Raw genomic sequence first — 3689 nt, forward strand, 5'->3', positions numbered from 1 at the left:
CTCCGGGTGCTGGTCCACGAAGGCCTGCAGCTGGTCGGCGACCCACGCCAGGGTGACCTCCTCGTCACCCCGGCGTCGCTCGAGCTCCTCGATGCCCCGATCGGTGAAGTACACGACCCAGCCTCAGTAGTCCCGGCCCGGAGCCGCGCTCGGCGCCTCGAACGCGGCGTCGAGCAGCGACTTCTGCTCCTCGGCGTGCCGCTTGATCGTGCCCACGGACGGCGAGGCCGAGGCCGGTCGGGTGACGGGCTCCACCGTCACGTCCAGCGTCGGCCACACCGTGAGCTGGTAGTGCGGCCACGGGCCCATGTTGGCCGGCTCGTCCTGCACCCAGCGCACGACCTTGAGGTTCGGGTACTTCGCGATCTCGGCGCGGATCTCGTCCACCGGGTTGGGGTAGAGGCGCTCGATCCGGCCGATGGCGACGGAGTCACCGTGCTCGCGCTTGCCGCGCTCGACCATCAGGTCCCAGGTGACGCGACCCGAGCAGAGCAGCAACGTCTCGACCTTGTCCGCCTCGACGGTCTCGTCGCCGATGAACGGGCGGAACGTCGTCTCGCCGGTGAAGTCAACGGGCTGCGAGGCGGCCTCCTTGCGCTTGAGCATCGACTTCGGCGTGAAGACCACCAGCGGGCGGTGCTCCTCGCCGAGCGAGTGGCGGCGCAGCAGGTGGAAGTACGACGCGGGGGTCGAGGGCTGCGCGACCACCATCGCGTCCTCGGCGGCCATCGTCAGGAACCGCTCGATGCGCGCCGAGCTGTGGTCCGGACCCTGGCCCTCGTAGCCGTGGGGGAGGAGGAGCACGACGCCGGACTGCTGGCGCCACTTGGTCTGGCCCGCGGAGATGAACTCGTCGATGACGGTCTGCGCCCCGTTGACGAAGTCACCGAACTGCGCCTCCCACAGCACCAGGGCCTCGGGACGGGCCACCGAGTAGCCGTACTCGAAACCGAGGGCGGCGTACTCGGAGAGCAGCGAGTCGTAGACGTGGAACTTGGCCTGGTCCTCGGTGAGGTTGGTCAGGGGCGTCCACTCGTCGGCGTTGACCCGGTCGATGATCGTGGCGAACCGCGACACGAAGGTGCCGCGCCGCGAGTCCTGGCCGGCGAGGCGCACCGGACGGCCGTCCATGAGCAGGGAGCCGAACGCGAGGATCTCGCCGGTGCCCCAGTCGATGGGACCGTCGGCGATCGCGGCGGCACGGCGCTGCAGCTGCGGCATGACCTTCGGGTGGACGGTGAAGCCGTCCGGGGGCGTCGTGTAGGCGTCGGCGATCCGCTTGAGCACCTCGGAGGAGACGGCCGTGCTGAACTCGCCGGCGGGCTTGTCCGGGTAGTCCGGGACGGTGGTCCACTCCGACGGCTGGCTGCTCGCCTCGCGCACCTCGGTGAAGACGCGCTCCAGCTGCTGCTGGTAGTCCTTGAGGACCTGCTCGGCCTCCTCGACGGTGATGTCGCCACGACCGATGAGGGACTCGGTGTAGAGCTTGCGCACCGAGCGCTTCTGCTCGATCAGGTCGTACATGAGCGGCTGGGTGTACGACGGGTCGTCGCCCTCGTTGTGGCCGCGGCGGCGGTAGCAGACGAGGTCGATGACCACGTCCTTGTTGAAGGCCTGGCGGTACTCGAAGGCGAGCCGGGCGACGCGGATGCACGCCTCAGGGTCGTCGCCGTTGACGTGGAAGATCGGCGCCTGGACCATCCGGGCCACGTCGGTGCAGTAGAGCGAGGAGCGCGACGAGCCGGGGGAGGTGGTGAAGCCGACCTGGTTGTTGACGACCACGTGGATCGTGCCGCCCGTGCGGTAGCCGCGCAGCTGCGAGAGGTTGAGCGTCTCGGCGACCACGCCCTGGCCCGCGAACGCCGCGTCGCCGTGCACGAGCAGCGGCAGGACGGGGTAGGCGGCACCCTTGTTGAGGACGTCCTGCTTGGCGCGGGCGATGCCCTCGAGCACCGGGTCGACCGCCTCGAGGTGCGAGGGGTTGGCCGCGACCGAGACCTTGATCTGGTCGCCGGAGCCGGCGACGAACTCGCCCTCGGCACCGAGGTGGTACTTCACGTCGCCGGAGCCCTGGACGGTCCGCGGGTCGATGTTGCCCTCGAACTCGCGGAAGATCTGGCTGTACTTCTTGCCGACGATGTTGGCGAGCACGTTGAGGCGGCCACGGTGGGCCATGCCGATCGCGACCTCGTCGAGGCCGACCTCGGCGGCCGCCTCGCAGATCTCGTCGATCAGCGGGATCGTGGTCTCGCCGCCCTCGAGGGAGAAGCGCTTCTGGCCGACGAACTTGGTCTGCAGGAACGTCTCGAAGGCCTCGGCCTGGTTGAGCTTGAGCAGGATCCGCAGCTGCTCCTCGCGGGGCGGCTTGGTGTGCGGCTGCTCCACGCGCTGCTGGATCCACTTGCGCTGCTCGGGATCCATGATGTGCATGTACTCGATGCCGGTGGTGCGGCAGTAGGAGTCGCGCAGGATGCCGAGGATGTTGCGCAGCTTCATGAAGCGGCGGCCCTCGCCACCGAAGGAGCCGGTCGCGAACTCGCGGTCGAGGTCCCACAGGGTCAGCCCGTGCGACTCGACCTCGAGGTCGGGGTGGCTGCGCTGGCGGTACTCGAGCGGGTCGGTGTCGGCCATCATGTGGCCGCGCACGCGGTAGGCGTGGATGAGCTCGAGGATGCGGGCCTGCTTGACGATGTCGTCGTCGTGGCTCGCGACGATGTCCTTGGCCCAGCGGATGGGCTCGTAGGGGATACGCAGCGAGCGGAAGATCTCGTCGTAGAAGTCGTCCTCGCCCAGCAGCAGCTGGTGGACGCGGCGCAGGAACTCGCCCGACTGGGCGCCCTGGATGACGCGGTGGTCGTAGGTCGACGTGATCGTCATGACCTTGCTGACGCCGTTGCGGTTGAGGGCCTCGTCGGAGGCGCCCTGCCACTCGGCGGGGTACTCCATCGCGCCGACGCCGACGATGACCGCCTGACCGGGCATGAGGCGCGGCACCGAGTGGTTGGTCCCGAGGCCGCCGACGTTGGTGAGGCTCATCGTCGTACCGGAGTAGTCGTCCATCGTGAGCTTGTTGTCACGGGCCCGACGGATGACCTCCTCGTAGGCCGTCCAGAAGCCGGCGAAGTCCATCGTCTCGCAGCCCTTGATGGAGGGCACGACGAGCTGGCGGGTGCCGTCCTTCTTCTGCTGGTCCACCGCGAGGCCGAGGTTGATGTGCGCAGGCGCCACCATCGTGGGCTTGCCGTCCACCTCGGCGAAGTGGTTGTTCATCTCCGGCATCGAGGTGAGCGCCTTGACCAGCGCGTAGCCGATGAGGTGGGTGAACGAGACCTTGCCGCCGCGGGCGCGGGCGAGGTGGTTGTTGATGACCGTGCGGTTGTCCCACAGCAGCTTGACCGGCAGCGAGCGGATCGACGTCGCCGTCGGGACGCTCAGCGACAGGTCCATGTTCTTGGCGGTCGCGGCGGGGATGCCCCGCAGGGTCGTGTACGTCGGCTCGTCGGTCGCCGCGGCCGGTGCGGCCGGCTTGGCGTCCTTGGCCACGGGGGTGCTGGTGCCCTTGGCGGGCTCGGCGGCCTCGCTCGCGGGCCGAGGCTTGGCGGTCGGCTTGGCGGCCGGCTTCTCGGCCTGCCCCGCAGCCTGCGTGGCAGCCGGTGCGGGCGCGGGGGCCTTGGCCGGACCGCGGGACG

Annotated in this window: 2 protein-coding genes; both read right to left on the reverse strand. The window is 69.4% G+C overall.

Translation table 11 applies throughout. From position 1 onward, the window contains the following. Positions 1-114, reverse strand: a 114-nt coding sequence (locus AC1DQF_RS21320) for a DUF6104 family protein (protein ID WP_477527228.1), incomplete at its 3' end; no start/stop codon positions are given. Between the two features lie 9 nt (positions 115-123). After that, positions 124-3689, reverse strand: a 3566-nt coding sequence (locus AC1DQF_RS21325) for a multifunctional oxoglutarate decarboxylase/oxoglutarate dehydrogenase thiamine pyrophosphate-binding subunit/dihydrolipoyllysine-residue succinyltransferase subunit (RefSeq protein WP_477527227.1), incomplete at its 5' end; no start/stop codon positions are given.

This window comes from Nocardioides sp. P4_G4 (assembly GCF_056401085.1).